We start from the raw sequence: 16,693 nt of genomic DNA on the forward strand, positions 1-16,693 counted from the left end.
GTGGAGCAGGAATTTGCCAATTGCCGCTGCCGCCTGTAGTGACGGTGGGGGTGATCCTCCTTGCTTTTCCCCATAGATTTAGCTACTATGTCCCGCTATGAAAAAGCTCACCCGGCAGATAAAGATAGGCAACGTGCCGATCGGTGGCGGCGCTCCCTGCTCCGTACAGTCCATGTGTTCCACCGACACGAGAAACGTGGCTGCGACCCTCGACCAGATAGGGCGTCTAGCCGAAGCCGGCTGCGAAATCGTGCGCTGCGCCGTCCCCGACATGGATGCCGCCCAGGCTCTGGCCGCCATCAAGGCGGGCAGCCCGATGCCGCTCATCGCCGATATCCACTTCGACTATAAGCTGGCCCTGAAAGCCCTGGAATCCGGCGTCGATGGACTACGCCTGAACCCCGGCAACATCGGCGAGCGCTGGAAGGTCGCCGAGGTGGTCAAGGCTGCTGCCGAGCGGCAGATCCCGATCCGGATCGGCGTCAACGGCGGATCGTTGGAGAAAGAGCTCCTGGTCAAGTACGGGCATCCCACACCGGAGGCCATGGTCGAGTCGGCCCTGGGACACGTCCGTATCCTGGAAGAGCTGAACTACCAGGAAATCAAGATTTCCATCAAGGTTTCCGACGTGTTGCGGACGCTGGAAGCGTATCGGCTTCTCTCCGACGCCGTCGATTACCCGCTGCACATCGGCGTAACCGAGGCCGGCACCATCTTCTCCGGCACCATCAAGTCCTCCGTCGGCTTGGGCATTCTGCTGCACCAGGGCATCGGCGACACCATGCGCGTATCGCTCACCGGCGACCCGGTGCACGAAGTGCGCGTCGCTTATGACATACTGAAGTGCTTGGGGATCAGGCAGCGCGGCATCAACTTCGTCTCCTGTCCGACCTGCGGCAGGTGCCAGATCGATCTCATCCCCGTTGCCGAGGAAGTCGAGCGTCGTCTGGCGCACCTGGACAAGAACATCACCGTGGCCGTCATGGGATGTTCCGTGAACGGACCCGGCGAGGCGCGCGAAGCCGATTTCGGCATCGCCGGCGGCAGGGGAGAAGGGCTCCTTTTCAAGCACGGCGAGATCCTGCGCAAAGTCCCCCAGGACAAGCTTGCCGATGCGCTGATAGAAGAAGTGCTGAAACCTTAAAACCATTGGCCACGGAGAAAATCTGAGGGAATCTGAGAAAGGCAAAAGACTTTCGGGGTAAACCCACTTCTGGTCTTTTGGTTTTCTCCGAAGTTCTCAGATTTTCTCCGTGGCTAACGATTTTGCTTTTGTCTTTTTAAACTTCACTTAGAGGTAAACCGAATGCGTTATTCCCAGTATTTCATCCCCACCGTCAAGGAAACCCCCTCTGACGCGGAGGTCATCTCCCACAAGCTGATGCTGCGCGCCGGCATGATCCGTAAACTCGCCGCCGGCATCTACAACTACCTGCCGCTGGGGCTGCGCTCCATCCGCAAGGTGGAGCAGATCGTCCGCGAGGAGATGAACAGGGCAGGGGCCATCGAGCTCCTCATGCCCGCCGTGCAGCCGGCCGAACTCTGGAAGGAGTCGGGGCGCTGGGAATTCTACGGCAAGGAACTGCTGCGCTTCAAAGACAGGAAGGACGCCGAGTTCTGCATGGGGCCGACCCACGAGGAAGTCATCACCGACCTGATCCGCAAGGAGATCCGCAGCTACCGCCAGATGCCGATCAACCTGTACCAGATCCAGGGCAAGTTCCGCGACGAGATCCGCCCGCGCTTCGGCCTTATGCGCGGCCGTGAGTTCATCATGAAGGACGCGTACTCCTTCGACGTGAACGAGTCGGGTGCCGACGTCTCCTACGAGAAGATGTACAAGGCCTACCGCCGCATCTTCGAGCGCTGCGGGCTGAAGTTCCGCGCCGTCGAGGCCGACACCGGCTCCATCGGCGGTAACTACTCCCACGAATTCATGGTGCTCGCCGACTCCGGCGAAGACGCCATCGTCTCCTGCTCCTGCTGCGAGTACGCGGCCAACATGGAGAAGGCGGAGACCAGGAAGAGCGACGCCGTCGAGCACGCCGACCCGCGCCCGATGGAGCACGTCGCCACCCCGGGCCAGAAGAGTATCGAAGACGTCTCCGCCTTCCTCGGCGTCAACGCGACCCAGGTGGTGAAGACCCTGATCGTGGTCGCCGACGGCGAGCCGGTTGTGGCGCTTCTGCGCGGCGACTACGATCTGAACGAGATCAAGCTGAAGAACCACTTGGGCGCCGCCGAACTTGAGATGGCTGAAGACGACGTCGTCCTCAAGGTGACCGGTGCCCCCACCGGTTACGCGGGCCCGGTCGGCCTGGCCGGAAAGGTGAAGGTCGTCGCCGACCTCTCGCTGCAGGGGATGCATAACTTCGTCACCGGCGCCAACGCCGCCGACACCCACCTCAAAAACGTCAACATCGGCCGCGACTTCCAGGTGGAAGGGTACGTCGACATCAGGAACGTGGTCATAGGTGACCCCTGCCCGCGTTGCGACAGCGGCAAGCTGGAGATCTGGCGTGGCATCGAAGTCGGCCACGTCTTCAAGCTGGGGACCAAGTACTCCAAGGCGTTGAACGCAAGCTTCCTCGACGCCAACGGCAAAGAGCAGATCATCTTCATGGGGTGCTACGGCATCGGCATCGGGCGTACCGTCGCCGCCTGCATAGAGCAGAACCACGACGAGAACGGCATCATCTTCCCGATCCCCATCGCGCCGTTCCACTGCATCGTCTCCGCACTCTCCGCGAAAGACGACGAAGTGAAGGCCGCCTCCGAGCAGATCTACAACGAGCTGATGGAAGCAGGCGTCGAAGTGCTGCTCGACGACCGTGACGAGCGTCCCGGTTTCAAATTCAAGGACGCCGATCTGATCGGCATCCCGCTGCGGATCGTCGTCGGCGCCAAGACCCTGGCAGAGGGCAAGGTTGAGCTGAAGGAGAGAAGGGGCGGCGAGGTAGAGATCCTGCCCATCGCCGAAGCCGTAGCCAAGGTAAAAGCCGCCGTCAAAGAGGCATTGCAGGCATAAAACCGAAAACCATTTGCCACGGAGAAAATCTGAGAAAATCGGAGAAAAACGAAAGACTTTGGGGGTAACCAATCCAAAGCTTTTTCGGGTTGGTTTTCTCAGAAGTCCTCAGATTTTCTCCGTGGCCAATGGTTTTGATTTCAAGGATTTTGACTATGACTAGAGAAGAAGCAATCAAGAAGATCATTTTCGCCATGGACGTGAAGGAGTTCAGCGACGTGCAGTACTGGGCCGAGCTCCTTTCCCAGCACGTCGGCATGTTCAAGGTCGGCAAGCAGCTCTACACCGCATGCGGCCCCGCCGCGGTTCGCATGATCCAGAAATGCGGCGGCGAAGTGTTCCTCGACCTGAAATACCACGACATCCCCAACACCGTCGCCATGGCCGCTCTGGAAGCCGCCAACCTCGGCGTCCAGCTCTGTGACCTGCACGCCATGGGCGGCTACGAGATGATGAACAAGACCATGGAGACCCTGGACAAGAACTTCAGCGGCTGCACGGCGCGCCCGAAGGTCCTCGCTATCACCGTGCTCACCTCCTCCAACGAAGAGACCCTGCGTGGCATCGGCATCGATCTCCCCGTTCCCGAGATGGTAGTAAAGCTCGCCAAGCTCGCCAAGAGCGCCGGCGTTGACGGCGTCGTTGCCTCCCCGCAGGAAGTAGGGCTGATCAGGGAAGCCTGCGGCAAGGACTTCCTGGTGGTGACCCCCGGCGTCCGTCCGAGCTTCGCCTCCGCCGACGACCAAAAGCGCATCATGACCCCGGCCGAGGCCGTCAAGGCAGGTTCCGACTACCTGGTCATCGGTCGTCCCATCGCCGCCGCCCAGAGCCCGGCCGAAGCCGCCCAGAAGATCGTCGACGAAATCGTCGCTGGGTAGGTAAAAACAGAAAAGCAAAAGCAGTTACGCAAAGAACGCTGAGAATCCGCGAAGAGGCCCGAAGAAATACTTTTTTGGTTTAACCCCAAAAAGCTTTCCTTCGTGCTCTTCGCGCGTACTTCGTGTTCTTTGCGTAACTGCTTTTCGCCTTTAAGGAATCAATATGTCAAAAGAAGAAATCATCTACGGCCTGAATCCGGTCACCGAGGCCCTGCGCGGCAGTCGTCGCATCTTCGAACTTTTTGTCGCCGGCACCAGTGCCGATAAGCGCCTGGAGAAACTACTGAAACTGGCCGCCGAGAAGAAGGTCCCGGTCCGCCAGCGCGAGAAGGGAGATCTGAGCCGCCTCTGCGGCACCGAGCACCACCAGGGCGTTGCTCTTAAAGTAGAGCCCTTTCCCTACGCCGATCTTGACGACGTGCTGGCAGAACTCGAAGGCAACCAGAATGGACTCATCCTCGTTCTGGACAGCGTCCAGGACCCGCACAACCTCGGCGCCCTGATCCGCAGCGCCGCCTGTGCCGGTGCCCACGCGGTGGTCATCCCCAAAGATCGCGCCGCAGGCGTCACCGCCGTAGTTGAGAAGTCCTCCGCAGGCGCCACCGAGACAGTGCCCGTGGTACAGGTCACCAACATCTCCCAAGCGCTGGAAACACTGAAGAAGGGAGGCTTCTGGATCTACGGAGCCGACGGCTCCGCAAAGAGCACTCTTTACCAGCAGGACTTCACCGGACGGGTTGCCTTGGTGATCGGTGGGGAAGGGGAGGGTATCCGTCCGCTGGTCCGGAAGGGGTGTGACGAAGTGGTCAGTATACCGCTGCAGGGAGGCGTCAACTCCCTGAATGCGTCCGTCGCCGGAGGGATATTCCTCTTTGAGGTCGTGCGTCAGAGGCTGACTGTGAAAAAGTGATGTAGGGGCGAATAATCATTCGCCCCAAAAGATTTTGCAGTTATCCCTTTTATCCCCTTTATCCCTGTTAAATGCTTTTGGGAAATGTTTACATTGACTTGGTCCGGCCGCTGTAGTATAACCGTCGAGTTGTTCATGACGCGGGGTGGAGCAGTCTGGTAGCTCGTCGGGCTCATAACCCGAAGGTCACAGGTTCAAATCCTGTCCCCGCAACCAAACAAACTCAGGGACTTGCAGCTACTGCAAGTCCCTTTTTGTTTTTGGTCTGTTCAACAAGTGATACAGATACCTAAGGGAGGCACAGAAACCTGCTCAAAGCGAGTGGTTGACAGAGGTGTGTAGGAGTAGGACCTTTCGCAGTTTGACTTTCGTGGTTTCAGTAATAGCATTGCTGCTGAAAAGGCCAACTTTTGAGAGACTGCTGCGAAAGAAAAGAAATTCGCGCTTGAAGTCGCTTCCAACAAACTCGCCGGGTTGCCGGATCCTCTTTTCAGGGGCTCCCAGCACCCGGCGTTTTTTGGTGCGTTGATGATTCGGACCTGACGGAAATGGTGGTGCCGGAGCAGCCCGACTAAGGAGATGACGTGCAACCAAATGAACTGATGAAGCGTATGAAGGGAAAAGACACACCGATTCTGGTCGACGTCAGGACCGGGATTGAGTTCAGAAGGGGCCACATTCCTGGGGCGATCCACGCCCCGGCCTGGAAGATTCTGCTGCGACTGGACAAGATTCCTGACGACCACAATTCCGAGTTGGTCATAACCTGTGAGCACGGCCCGCGGGCACGCCTAGCCGAGAGCTTGCTACAGGCCCGCGGCTATCGGAATATAGCATTGCTTGACGGTCACATGGCTGGGTGGCGTCGAGCAGGAGGACCGCTGGAAAAGTGATGGCGATGGAAACGTGGGGCCGTATCGGGCAGAGGCCTCTTTAAGCACGGTTGGGTTTGTGGTGAAAGTGAGATTGACGCCGTTCTTGATTTTTCACATATTTGCAGCACTAAATTCACCTGAAGTACACGTTGTGTCACGTCAACCTGGATAGAAGCCTGTTTTTAGAGGCTTTGGTGTGCCATCGACGGCCGGTTCTGGTTTTGACCGCAGACACCGTGCCCTATAGCCCCGCATCCTCCCTTCGCCTCTCGCACCCAATTCCTGTCCTTTGGCATGTGCCGATGATGTAAGTTTCGGCAAAATCACTCTTCGAGTCATTTTCGTAGTTGTTGCTTCTTTTTTCGAAGCGAAGCTCCAGTGTGTGGAGCACATTCCTCTTACCAATTTCTGATATATTGCACTCTATGACTGTGAACACATAGCCAGAATGTGCCGCAACGACCATTAGGGCTGTGACCTCGGGATTCATACCATTACGGCAGGAAGCATGGACCACATTTCGTCGAAACTCAGCTCTCTTTTCCCGAGGACGCTATTGTTCCTTGTCCTGCTGTCACCGGTGTGCGTTACTGCCGCACCGATTGGAGAGGGGGCAGGGGGGCACACCCTGCCGGGCGGCGACCCGTACCACGTCGGGGCGTCAGTCGCCATTGTTGCACTGGTTGCCCTCCTGATTGTCATGCTGCGCCAGATGCGCCACATCAGGGAAACTTCCCGGTCGCTCGCCGAAAGCGAGAGGCGCTTCCGTAGCTTGGTAGAGCAGGCCGGTGACGGTTTCGAGTTGCTGGGATCGCAAGGGGAGATCCTGGATCTGAACAGCGCCACCAGCAACGGTCTGGGCTTTACCAGGGAAGAGCTCCTCAAAATGAACATCACGGACATCGATCCGCTCCTAAGCAGAGAGGCTTTCGCTACCCAGTTCGCCTCGCTGATCGATCAGCCGCCGGTTATCTTCGAGTCGGTGCACCAGCGCAAGGATGGATCGACATTTCCGGTCGAGATCAGGACCTCCGTCTTCAATCTGGGGGGGACGCACGTCGCGCTCGCGCTGACCCGCGACATCACCAAGCGCCGGCAGCAACTGGCCGAACTCGACTACACGAACAAGTGTTTCACCCAGGCACTGAACAGCCGCCATCACGTCCTTTACCGTCTCAACGTTGCCGAAGGCCGGTACGACTATTTAAGCCCCGCCTTTGAGCAGATGACCGGCCATCCCGTCACGGACTTCCAGAAGAACAGCCTTGAAACGCTCAAGGAGTACTTCCATCCCGAAGACAGGGTGCGCATCTTCGCCACCCTGGACCAGGCCTTTCTGAACCGCACCGCCGCAACCGTCAACCTGGACCTCGAGTACCGTCTCAGGCGGGCCGATGGAGGGTATTGCTGGCTGCGCGATTCGACCACCGCATGTTTTGACGATCAAGGTGCCCTCGAATGTTTCTTCGGCTCGGCCCATGACATAACGGAACGCAAGGAGGCCGAGGAGGAACGAAGCCGCCTGGAGCAGCAGTTGCTCCACACGCAGAAACTGGAAAGTCTCGGCGTGCTGGCGGGAGGCATCGCCCACGATTTCAACAACATCCTCACCAGCATCATCGGCAATGCCGACCTGGCCCTCGCACGACTCGAACCGGAATCCCCGGTGAAGGAGAACCTGCAGCGGATCGAAAAGTCGGCAGCACGAGCCGCCGACCTTGCCAAGCAGATGCTCGCCTACTCCGGTAAAGGAAGGTTCATAGTCGAACTTACCGACCTCAACCGCCTGGTAGAAGAGATGAAACATATGCTGGAGGTATCGGTTTCCAAGAAGGCGGTGGTGAACTACAACCTCACCCGGCCGCTGCCTCTTATTGACGCCGACGCCACACAGATCCGCCAGATCGTCATGAACCTGGTCATCAATGCCTCCGAGGCCCTCTGCGAGCAGGAAGGTGTGATCGACATCGGAACCGGGAGTGTCCAGTGCGACGAGAACTACCTCCAGGGAACCTGGCTCACAGACGCTATCCCGGAAGGGCTCTATGTCTTTGTGGAGGTCACTGACACAGGGTGCGGCATGTCACCGGAGATTGCTGCAAAGATTTTCGACCCCTTCTTCACTACCAAATTCACGGGAAGGGGTTTGGGAATGGCTGCTGTACTGGGGATAGTGAGGGGGCACAGGGGTACCATCAAGATTGACAGTGTGCCCAGGCAGGGAACCACGTTCAGGGTGCTCCTCCCCGCCAGCGAGAAGGCTCTTAAGGCGGCAGCATCTCCCGCTTGCGAGACCAGGTGGCGCAAAAGCGAAGGAAAGGTTCTCCTGGTGGACGACGAGGAGGAAGTGCGCAATATCGGCTGCCAGATGCTGCAGGCCCTCGGCTTCACGCCGATCACCGCAGAAAATGGGCGTGAGGCTATAGAGGTCTTCAAAAACACACCGGACCTCGTATTGGTAATCCTCGACCTCACCATGCCGCAGATGGACGGGGAACAATGCTTCCGTGAACTGCGTCAGTTGGACCCGAAGGTGCTCGTGCTCATGGCAAGCGGCTACAGCGCGTGCGAAGTGGCCCCGAAATTCGCCGGCACGGGATTAGCCGGATTCGTGGAGAAGCCTTTCAACCTGTCCACCCTGAGAAAGGCCATAGAGGGCATTGCCGAAAAAGGCCGGCAGTAACGATGTGTTTGTTCAAGCCCCCCCTGATGCTATTACTCCAGCCTGCTGCACGCATCGCGATTACATGTGGTTCGGAAGTCATAATGATACTGTTCCGAAGGTGATGTTTGACTTAGACGAAATTTTCTCAAACGCCGCCAGAGGGTACTGTCTCTGGCGGCTGTTGGTTGTCTGTAGGACCTTTCGTACTTTGACTTTCCGGATTTCAGCTATAGCATTGCACAAGATAAAGCCGAACCTCGGGTGACCGGGGCACGGGGAACCACGGGACTTCCTCGAGGTTTACTTCCAACAAGTCGGCCGGGCTGCCGGAGCCTCCTTTGCAGGGGGCGTCCAGCGCCCGGCATTTTTTTTGTCCTTCCTCTACCGACACCGTCTGCTCCAGAACCGGACACTCCACACTTCGCAGTCCCAAAAAGGAGAATAGGTATGAACCTGCACGGTTTGGCTACCCCTTTGTTGTTTGGCGCCATCGTCGTCTCCGCCTTGGTCATGAATCTCCATACTGCAGCATGGGCTACCCCGCCTGCCACGGCATCGTGCGACCAGGGCGACGCCTATGACAAGCTCAAGTGCAAGCACGACGGCGTTGCCAACCAGATCGAGTTCATGACCGGCCTCTTCAAGGAGGGTACCTTGCTGGGCGACAAGCTCACGGCCGGGCAGCGCGGGCAGATGACGGGCGTAAAAATGAAGACGGATCGCTCCAAGCACAAAAACGGCGCGAACGACTTCAAGAAACTGGCGAAGAGCGAGGCGAAGTCCAACAAGAACGCCTGCTACCACGTGCCGCTGACGGCCCAGGACGATGGCAACGGCGACGGTATCTGCGACTATGACCAGGGCAACCCGAACGCGAAGTGCGCGGCCATCGACCTGGACGACAACAAGAACAAGCAGGCCTGCAATCCGCTCAAGAAAAACAAGGGAAAGGGACAGGACGGCCTCGAGTGTGACCAGATATGCAGCCCCGACGAGGCGTTGACCGACTCGGAGCGGTCTGAGATGGAAGCGGAAGCTGCGCCGATAGGCCAGGCCTACGATGCTCTGGAGGGCGAGCTTCACAAGGTGAACGGGGACCTGGAAGAGCTGAATAACGCTGCGCCGCAGGCACTGGTTTCCCTGTCCGCACAAGCCGTGCCGTCCGGTTGCGAAACGCCTGTCACGACACCGGGGTTGGACCTCGCGGCCGGCATACTGAGGCAGGTCTCCGTTACGGCCCGGGGAGTGGCCGGCATGGCAGGGACCGGCTGTAAGCAGATTGCCGTTGCGCTTGGTTTTGGCGGTAACGGCAGCGTGGTCTGTCTTGTCTTCGAGACCGCCGCGTCCGTCTTGGAAATCGCCTACACAACGGTGGACGAAATCCTGAAGACTGAAGAAAGCGCGCTGCAGTCGTCGACGCTCACCTGCCTGCAAAAGACCGCCGGCAGCATCGATGACGGCTTTGCCACCCTCTATACGCAGCACGCCGACATAAAACGCAACGATGACAACAACGCCGCGTCCATCAAGAACAACAGCAATGCCAATACCGCGGCGCTCATGGAGAGGATCAACCAGTTGCGCAACGAACTGGTGACGATAATGAACACGCCGCAGGGGCAAAGGACGCTATTCCCGGTGAAATAGGTTTTATCCGACCAAAGGCGCCCGGTTTTTATCGGGCGCCTTTTTGTTAAATCCCTTTTGGGGCACTACGGGCTTGGCAGAGGAGATTAATTATTCTTTTATTGCACTGAGATATTCGGTATATTGCATTTTTGCCACAAGCAGATCTGGGTGGGACTGTTGCCTTTTGTTCTGGCGGTGCAGACTTGAAGCGTGGGATATGAGTAATCAAAGCATCATAGATAGAGTGTCGGGCACGGCTTCATCGCCGCCGCTGGTCAAACTGATCCGCGAGTTGAACGTCTTGCGGCGCAATATGGGCGCTTACCCGCGGGGGCACCAGGTAATCGATACGTCGCTTGCCCGCGCGCTGAACAGCTACTCAGCTTTCCTGGCCGAGCGGGACGAGGTGGCGTTGGGGGTGGCCGGTTCGACTCTATTGCTGGGGGACCAGCCGGTTGAGAAATCCAATCCCGTGATACGGGATTTCGCACGTGTGCTGCACGAACGTGGCATCGGGGCCCTGGTTCTCACCCAGGGGCTTACCATGGGGGAGTTGCGCCACTTCACCATCATCCTTGGCAGCAAGCGTGAGAAGATTTTCGGCGCCGGAGGGATTCGGGCGGTATGGGAAAAGTCCGGCATCACCTCCATTGACATCAGGGAAATACGCTACGATCTCATCGGCGCGAGCGAAGAGGAACTCATCCGCCGGAGGGAGACGGACGGCGGGCGCGATCTCTGGGAGCGGTTTGCGCTGGCCCTCAAAAACGGTCTGTTCGCCGGCGGCATGCCCGACGGGGAGCTGGCTGACCCGGAATTCCTGGCCGAGGCGCTGAACCGGCACCTCGGACAGGACGGCCTCGACGCGCTTAAGGATTTCGTCCCCGTCATACTGGAGACCTTTACCCGGGAGGGGGCTGCCCCCACCGAAGTCAGGGAGCAGACCACCCGCAGGTTCGCCCGGTTCCTCTGCAAGCTAAGCCCTGCCATGCGGCGGCAGTTCCTGGAGGCGGCCTGGACATCCCAAGCCATCCCCACCGCGGATCTGGAGTCGATTGTCCGGCAGTTACCCGGCGAGGTTTTGCTCGAAACACTCGAGGAAATCGGCGCGCAACAGGAGAGTATCCCGCCGTTTCTCCTGCAGTTGCTGCGGCAGCCGAACAACGCGCCCTGCGACGCCGGAGCCCCCCGTCAGGACTTCTCGCAGGAACGCGACTTGCCGGCAAGGATTCGAAGCATCCTCAAGGAGCATTCAAGCGAAGAGTACATCCCCGCAAGTTACCAGCAAAAGCTCGACAGGATGATGGAGCCGGACCGGGTTTGCGTCATTGGCAGCGAAGAAGTACAGGACCTGCTGGAAACCATTGACCAGGCCTGGATGGAAAAGAGGACCGGCGACATCCTGCTGCGTTTCCTGAAATCATTGGACAGCGAAGGGGAGGAACTGGCCGGCTACGCCCGCAACCTCTACGATATCGGGATCTATTTCCTGCGTACCGGCGACTACCGCGAATTCCTAAAAATCCTGCGCGAGGTGGCCGGGGGAGGTGTACCCCCGCGGGTGCAAGATGAAGTGATGGCGTTGTTCGCCTGCGAAGAATTTATCGACGAGGTACTGGACGGTCTGGATACTTGGGGCAAGCCGAGGTACGACGACATAGCCGAGGTGATCGCTACTGTCGGCGCCCCTTTCACGGAAGAGCTGCTGGACCGGTTGGGTGAAAGCGAGAGCATGTCGCTGCGCCGGTTCATGATGGACCGTTTGGTCGAAATCGGTGACCCGGCAACCCCGGCCATCATCAGGCGGCTTTCTGACCGGCGTTGGTACTTCCTGCGCAACCTCATCATGCTGATCCGGCGCCTTGGCCTTTCCGAAACCGTGGAGCGTCTGCGTGTTTTGGCCCGCCATCGGGACAGGCGGGTCTCGCAAGAGGCTTTCAGGGCTTTGCTCGAATTCGGGGACGCCGGAGCGGAATTCAAACTGGTTCAGGATCTGGAGAGTCAGAACCGGCAGACGCAATTAGCCGCTTTGGAGGTCGCCGGCATTGCGGGATCGGCCAAGGTTCTTGCGGCGCTGCACGCGATGCTTGTAAAAGGTGGGAGCTCCGCCAGGGATCTGCAGGTGAAGAGCCTTGTGGTGCAGGCGCTCGGGGAGATCGGAAATCCCGCGTCCCTTCCCTTGCTGGAAAAGCTCCTTGCCTCCGTCAGCTTCTTGCGTCCGACCCAACTGTCCAAGCTGAAACTCGACGCGGTGCTCACGCTGCGCCGCTATCCTGCCGAAGCGTCGCGTCCGCTTCTTAAAAAACTGGCCTCGAAGAAGAGTGCGGTTGGGCGACAGGCGGCGTTGATACTGCGCGGCAGCCAGGGCGGTGCACCATGAAAGGCGCTACCAATATCATCCGGCTCCTGCAGTCGGCGAGCGCCAACGCCGCGCTTTACGACAGCGGGCACCTGCAGGTCGTGAGGCTGGGGAACCAGTTGTTCGAGGAACTGAGCGCGATGCTCGAGGCCTGCGGGGAGCTCTCGGTAATCGTGGTGGAAAACGAGCTCATCATCAACGGCACCCCTCAGGAGCACAGCCTGTTCTTGAACCGGTTCGCCACCATGCTCAAGGCTCGCGGCATCGAACACCTCAAGTTCCTGCCGGGGATCACCCGCGAGGAGGTGGCCGGTCTCGTCTATCTGCTGAGCGCCGCGGCGGGGCAGGGGGGAGAGGCCGCATCGAGTGATCATCTGCGCTTTGGCTGTGTCAAGCTCCCCGTGGTCGGGCACCCTGCCGGAAGCGAGGTGGGGGAGCGGGCTGTCACGGAGGTGCTCAAGGAGCTACGCGATCAGGAATTGGATCGTTTCACCGAGATGTACCGGGCGGTGCAGCGACGTCAGCAACTCAAGATAACGGGGATCGCAGAGGTCGTGACGGGATTTGTCGAACTGTTCCGCCAGGAGGGTATCTCGTTGCTCGTTCTTGCGGCGCTGAGGGACAACGACGAGTACACGTTCACCCATTCCGCCAACGTCTGCATCCTCAACATCGCACAGGCGATGGCGCTCGGCATCGAGGGACAGCAGCTGAAGGATATTGGCGTAGCCGCCATGCTGCACGATATCGGGAAGTTATTTGTCCCTGAGGAGATCCTCAACAAGAAGGGGAGGCTGACCGACGAGGAGTTCGAACTGATCAAGAAGCACCCGGTCAGCGGAGCGCGTTACCTGATGGACATCCCGGGGGTACCGCGCATGGCTGTCATCGCTGCTTACGAGCACCACGCGAAGTTCAACCTCACTGGCTACCCCGATCTCTCCGCATCTTGGCGGCTCAACCTCAGCAGCCACCTCACCATGGTGTCCGATTTTTTCGATGCGACAAGGACCCGCAGGTCCTACCGCGAACCTCTCGAGCTTGACCAGATCACGACCATGATGCTCGACATGTCGGGAACCGAACTGCACCCGGTACTGACGCGGAACTTTTTCCAGATAGTCGAGGGCGTCAAAAAAGGCTGCTGACGGTCAGTGTCGGCCCATGCGCCGGCGTGAGCCGCACCAGTGTGAAAAAAAACGGCGCCCGTACGGGCGCCGAGTCCTTCTATTATTCCGAATCCTCTGTTCAGTTCGTGACTAATCCTGCACCGGCACGGCGGCGAGGACCATCTCTGCGTCCTCTTCCGTTTCCGGCTCGGCCCCGAGATCCCCTTCCCACTTGGCGACGACGGCGGTGGCGATGGAGTTACCGATCACGTTGGTCGCGGTACGACCCATGTCGAGGAACTGGTCGATGCCCATGATGAGCAAAAGACCCGCCTCGGGGAGGTTGAACATGGGGAGGGTCGCCGCAACGACCACCAGCGAGGCACGGGCCACGCCGGCCATACCCTTGCTGGTCAGCATCATCACCAGGAGCAGGGCGATCTGCTTGGAGATGGAAAGCTCGATGTTGTAGACCTGGGCGATGAAGATGACGGCAAAGGCCTGGTACATCATGGAGCCGTCCAGGTTGAAGGAGTAGCCAAGCGGCAGCACGAAGCCGGAAACCTTTTCCTTCACGCCGAAACGCTCCAGGGACTCCAGGGTCTGGGGATAGGCGGCCTCGCTGCTTGCGGTGGAGAAGGCGATCAGCATCGGCTCGCGGATCATCTTGAGCAGGGTCCAGGTGGAGTTACGCAGGAACAGGTAGCCGGCACCGATCAGGACGATCCAGAGCACGACCAGACCGACGTAGAAGCTTCCGATGAACTTGCCGTAGGTGGTCAGTACACCAAGCCCCTGGACGGTGATGCAGGAAGCCATCGCGGCGAAGACGCCCACCGGGGCGAGACGCATGACGTAGTCGGTGACCTTGAGCATGATGTGCACCAGCTCCTTCACGAAGGAGACCACGGTCTTGGTGGTGTCGTCCTTGAAGGAGGCGATGGCGAACCCGAAGAAAACGGAGAAGATCAGGATCTGCAGGATCGAGTTCTTCGCCATGGCGTCGAGGAAGCTGGTCGGGAAGATGTTGGTGACGAAATCTTTGAAGTTGAGGGCGGCGACGTTCAGGTTGGTGGTCGCGCCGGTTACCGGGGCCGGGAGAGCGGTGCCGACGCCGGGCTGGAACAGGTTGACGAACACCATGCCCAGTACCAGGGAAATGATCGACGCACAGAGGAACCAGGCCATGGCGCGGATGCCGATACGGCCTATCGCTTTGGAGTCGCCGTTGCCGGCGATACCGGAAACGATGGTCCCGAAGACCAGGGGGGCGATGATCATCTTGATCAGGCGCAGAAAGACGGACGAGATGATGTCGAAATACCCGGCAATGACTTTGGCGGCCTTGGCGTCGGGCGCGTTAATGTTACAGAAGTAGCCGACGACGATTCCCAGAATCATCGCCACCAGGATGTAGAGGGTCAGTTTGTTCTTTTTCATGCCACACTCTCCTTCAGGTTGAATTGCATCGTTGTCCCCAATGTCACAGCTTCCCATAAAATAGTTTTCTACATCCTGCCGTACCCCCGTGATAGCAAGAGGACTGCCAATACGGCAGCGAAACGACAAGTGACTGTATTCATATGGTCTTTGCGGGGGGGGGACAGCGCGGAGGCGGCGCAGGGGGGTATAACCTGTCGGCGGCAAAACCGTTTCCGCCGCTGTTTTCCATAGCAGTTACCGCGGGTTAGGTGCTGTTTGCGAGCGGTTATAGGAAGGGTGCAGGTTATAGGGGTTTGCTGGGGCGGCAGGAGAGGGGAGGCCCTCCCGGCCGCACAGACGGCGCGAGAGGGTAAAACTGCGTTGGGTGATGGTGATTACGGTCAGGAATCCCCTGTCTTTTTGAGGCGTTTGCTCAGCGCGGGCTGGGAGACCCCGATCAGGCGGCAGGCGATGGACTGGTTCCCCTCTGCCCGGCGCATCGCCTCGGCGACCAGCAGATCGCTCACCTCGTGCAGCGCGGGGAGCGGCTCGCTCGCTACGAAAACGCTGCGCTGCACCTGCCCGTTGAGCCGCACCGGCCGCCCCTGGTCCTGGCCCAGGACCCGCTTGAAGGTTTCCAGGGAGAGCATGTGCGCCTCGTGGCGGCTCATGGCGTCGTACACCAGCGCCCGCAGTTCCCGCACGTTACCCGGGAAGGAATAGTTGGTCAAGAGAACCGGCAGCTCCTTCGGGACGGTCGGTTTCTTCTTTTTCAGTTCCCGGGCCGCTTCCTCCAGGAAGTGGTCGAAGAGCAGCGGGATGTCGTCGGGACGCTCGCGCAGCGCCGGGATGTGGATGTGGTGACCGCACAGGCGGTAGTAAAAATCCTTGCGGAACTCACCTGCCGCCTGCTTGGCGGCCAGGTCGTGGTGGGTGGCGACGACCACCCGCGCGTTCATCCGTTTCGGTACGTCGCTGCCGAGGGAGAAGTACTCACCCTCCTGCAACAGGCGCAAAAGTTTCACCTGCGAGGTGATGGCCAGGTCCCCGATCTCGTCGAGGAACAGCGTCCCGTCCGCGGCCCTCTCGATCATCCCGCTGCGCGGAAGCTCGGCCCCGGTGAAGGCGCCCCTGGTGTGGCCAAAGAGCGTGTCGCTGAAGATCTGGTCGTCCAGCCCCGCCACGTTCACCGAGACCAGCTGCCCGGGGCGGCGGCTCACCTTGTGGACCGCGCGCGCCACCAGCTCCTTGCCGACCCCGCTTTCGCCGGTGATGAGGATGGGCTGGCTGCTGCCCGCCACCGCCTCGATGTAACGGAAGATGGAGAGCATGGCCCGGTCCGCCGTGAGGATGTCGGCGAAGGCCTCGGCGTGCTCCAGGCGATCGCTGAGGATGCGGGATTTCATTTCGAGGTTTTCCCGCTGCAGGTCGATCAGCCTGATGGCGCGGTGGATCCCCTGGATCAGGCGCTCCTCCTCCACGGTCTTCACGAAGAAGTCGAAGGCCCCCTTCTGCATGCATTCCACGGCTACCGAAACCTGGTTCAGCCCGCTCAGCACGATGACCGGGACCTCAGGGTGTTCCTCTATGATCGCGGGGAGGAGGTCCTGGCCGGAGAGGCCGGGCATGTTCAGGTCCAAAAGGACCAGGCCGATGGGGCGGGAGCGGAGCAGTTCCAGGACCTTCCCGCTGTCCGAGCAGCGCACCACGTTGTTGATGCCTCCCGACATGGCGAGGGTCATGCTGATGCTGCGCAGCCACGCCTCCTCATCATCGACGAGAAGGATCTCGAAGGCCGGCGTCAGTGAGTCGATCATG

At 59.4% G+C, this 16,693-nt stretch carries 11 protein-coding genes, 1 tRNA gene and 1 riboswitch; of the genes, 10 read left to right on the forward strand and 2 right to left on the reverse strand.

What is annotated here, in order from left to right:
* The first annotated feature begins 97 nt into the window (after window positions 1–97).
* The 10 genes from ispG to KP004_RS06340 all read left to right on the forward strand — a co-directional run bounded on the left by ispG (window position 98) and on the right by KP004_RS06340 (window position 13,492).
* Window positions 98–1,144 carry a flavodoxin-dependent (E)-4-hydroxy-3-methylbut-2-enyl-diphosphate synthase gene (gene ispG, locus KP004_RS06295; RefSeq protein ID WP_216801505.1) on the forward strand — a complete coding sequence of 349 codons (1,047 nt, stop codon included), beginning with the start codon at window positions 98–100 and terminating at the stop codon, window positions 1,142–1,144.
* A gap of 162 nt (window positions 1,145–1,306) precedes the next feature.
* On the forward strand, window positions 1,307–3,028 hold the full coding sequence (locus KP004_RS06300; RefSeq protein ID WP_183348751.1) for a proline--tRNA ligase: 1,722 nt from the start codon (window positions 1,307–1,309) through the stop codon (window positions 3,026–3,028).
* A gap of 155 nt (window positions 3,029–3,183) precedes the next feature.
* Window positions 3,184–3,906 carry an orotidine-5'-phosphate decarboxylase gene (gene pyrF / locus KP004_RS06305; RefSeq protein ID WP_216801506.1) on the forward strand — a complete coding sequence of 241 codons (723 nt, stop codon included), beginning with the start codon at window positions 3,184–3,186 and terminating at the stop codon, window positions 3,904–3,906.
* Between the two features lie 163 nt (window positions 3,907–4,069).
* Complete coding sequence (rlmB, locus tag KP004_RS06310) at window positions 4,070–4,816, forward strand: 23S rRNA (guanosine(2251)-2'-O)-methyltransferase RlmB (protein ID WP_216801507.1); 747 nt, start codon at window positions 4,070–4,072, stop codon at window positions 4,814–4,816.
* Between the two features lie 139 nt (window positions 4,817–4,955).
* Window positions 4,956–5,032, forward strand: a tRNA-Met gene (locus tag KP004_RS06315).
* 395 nt (window positions 5,033–5,427) lie between these two features.
* Window positions 5,428–5,709: a rhodanese-like domain-containing protein gene (locus tag KP004_RS06320; RefSeq protein ID WP_239027034.1), complete on the forward strand. Its 282-nt coding sequence runs from the start codon at window positions 5,428–5,430 to the stop codon at window positions 5,707–5,709.
* A gap of 490 nt (window positions 5,710–6,199) precedes the next feature.
* Window positions 6,200–8,374 carry a PAS domain-containing hybrid sensor histidine kinase/response regulator gene (locus KP004_RS06325; protein ID WP_216801509.1) on the forward strand — a complete coding sequence of 725 codons (2,175 nt, stop codon included), beginning with the start codon at window positions 6,200–6,202 and terminating at the stop codon, window positions 8,372–8,374.
* A 221-nt stretch (window positions 8,375–8,595) separates the two neighbouring features.
* Window positions 8,596–8,687: riboswitch (cyclic di-GMP riboswitch) on the forward strand.
* Window positions 8,688–8,803: 116 nt separating this feature from the next.
* The gene (locus tag KP004_RS06330; RefSeq protein ID WP_216801510.1) at window positions 8,804–10,003 is read left to right on the forward strand and encodes a hypothetical protein; all 1,200 of its coding nucleotides are present in this window, start codon (window positions 8,804–8,806) and stop codon (window positions 10,001–10,003) included.
* Between the two features lie 199 nt (window positions 10,004–10,202).
* Entirely contained in the window at window positions 10,203–12,365 is a 2,163-nt protein-coding gene (locus KP004_RS06335; RefSeq protein WP_216801511.1) for a HEAT repeat domain-containing protein, read from the forward strand.
* Window positions 12,362–13,492, forward strand: a complete 1,131-nt coding sequence (locus tag KP004_RS06340; RefSeq protein WP_216801512.1) for an HD-GYP domain-containing protein — start codon at window positions 12,362–12,364, stop codon at window positions 13,490–13,492. Before KP004_RS06335 ends, KP004_RS06340 begins: the two co-directional genes overlap by 4 nt.
* 111 nt (window positions 13,493–13,603) lie before the next feature.
* Here KP004_RS06340 and KP004_RS06345 read toward each other — a convergent pair whose 3' ends face one another.
* A complete protein-coding gene (locus KP004_RS06345; protein WP_216801513.1) occupies window positions 13,604–14,893 on the reverse strand; it encodes a dicarboxylate/amino acid:cation symporter in 1,290 nt (429 codons plus the stop codon).
* Between the two features lie 383 nt (window positions 14,894–15,276).
* Window positions 15,277–16,692, reverse strand: coding sequence for a sigma-54-dependent transcriptional regulator (locus tag KP004_RS06350; RefSeq protein WP_216801514.1), 1,416 nt, complete (start codon window positions 16,690–16,692; stop codon window positions 15,277–15,279).
* Window position 16,693: the final 1 nt, after the last annotated feature.

Origin of the sequence: Geomonas oryzisoli (genome assembly GCF_018986915.1) — a bacterium.
Classification (GTDB): Bacteria; Desulfobacterota; Desulfuromonadia; order Geobacterales; family Geobacteraceae; genus Geomonas; species Geomonas oryzisoli.